At 34.8% G+C, this 1,240-nt stretch carries 1 protein-coding gene; it reads left to right on the top strand.

The genetic code is table 11. The features are described from left to right. Positions 1-1,014, top strand: a 1,014-nt coding sequence (locus ACX6CF_RS15795) for an ISNCY family transposase (RefSeq protein WP_458786313.1), incomplete at its 5' end; no start/stop codon positions are given. Between the last annotated feature and the right edge of the window lie 226 nt (positions 1,015-1,240).

The following is a 1,240-nucleotide window of genomic DNA, read 5'->3' as shown; positions in this document are numbered from 1 at the left end:
AGAAATGCTACTAAATCAAAGAAAGAGGTTGCTAAAATTACAGAAAACATAGTTGCTCTTGAAGATGCTCATCCTCGTAGACCACGCTGTGCTTTTTTAGGTGAGATGATTCAAATGGATGCTTCTGTACACTTTTGGTTTGGGGATAAAAAAACTCATCTACATATTGCTGTTGATGATGCTACAGGAACTGTTGTTGGAGCATATTTTGACCAACAAGAAACGTTGAAAGGCTACTATAATGTTTTCCATCAGATTTTAGATGATTATGGTATTCCCTATATGTTTTATACTGATAGACGTACTGTCTTTGAATATAAGAAGAAAAAATCTCCTTCTCTTGAAAAGGATACTTTTACTCAGTTTGGTTATGCTTGTAAACAGTTGGGGGTTGAAATCAGAACCACCAGTAATCCGCAAGCCAAAGGTCGCGTAGAACGAATGTTCCAAACATTACAATCGCGCCTACCAATCGAATTAAGATTAGCAGGCGCAACAACCATAGAACAAGCAAATATATTTTTGGACTCCTACATACAAAAATATAATGCTAAATTTGCTCTGCCTATTAATAATATCAAATCTGTTTTTGAAAAACAACCCGATAATGAAAAAATTAATCTTACTCTTGCAGTTCTTGTAAATCGTAAGATTGATAACGGTCACTGTATCAGATTAAACAAAAAATATTATAAACCTATAGATTCTAACGGCTACCCTGTTTATTACCATAAAGGTACACTGGCTCTAGTTATTAAATCTTTTGATGGACAACTATTTACAAGCATAGGAGAAAAAGTATACACTCTAGACGAGATACCAGAACATGAATATACATCAAGAAATTTCCATTACCCCCAAAGCACCGAAAAACCTCGCAAAAGATATATTCCACCAATGTCTCATCCGTGGAAAAAGAGTACTTTTACAAAGTTTGTTAAAAAGCAAAAACACTATTATGAACAATCCTTTGAGTCTGCAATGTACTCCCAAGCTTTGACTATAGCTAAATAAAATTCCATAAAAATAGCTTTTATGCCGCGAAAGTCTATTTATAATGAGAAAATGGCATGTTATGCTTTCTTTGCAAGGCATCCCATGCTTTACTTGCTATGCCACAAAACAGGTTAGGGGATGCCTCTGATGCATCAAAACATGCCATTAGAGGCTCGTTGTAAATAGAACCGTGGAATAAATGCGGAAGTTATTAAAGTACCTAAAAATCGGTGCTTATATTTTG

The organism is Vallitalea sediminicola (genome assembly GCF_054408565.1).
Note: the sequence above shows the minus strand (reverse complement) of the source record. Positions and strands in the feature narration are given on the sequence as shown.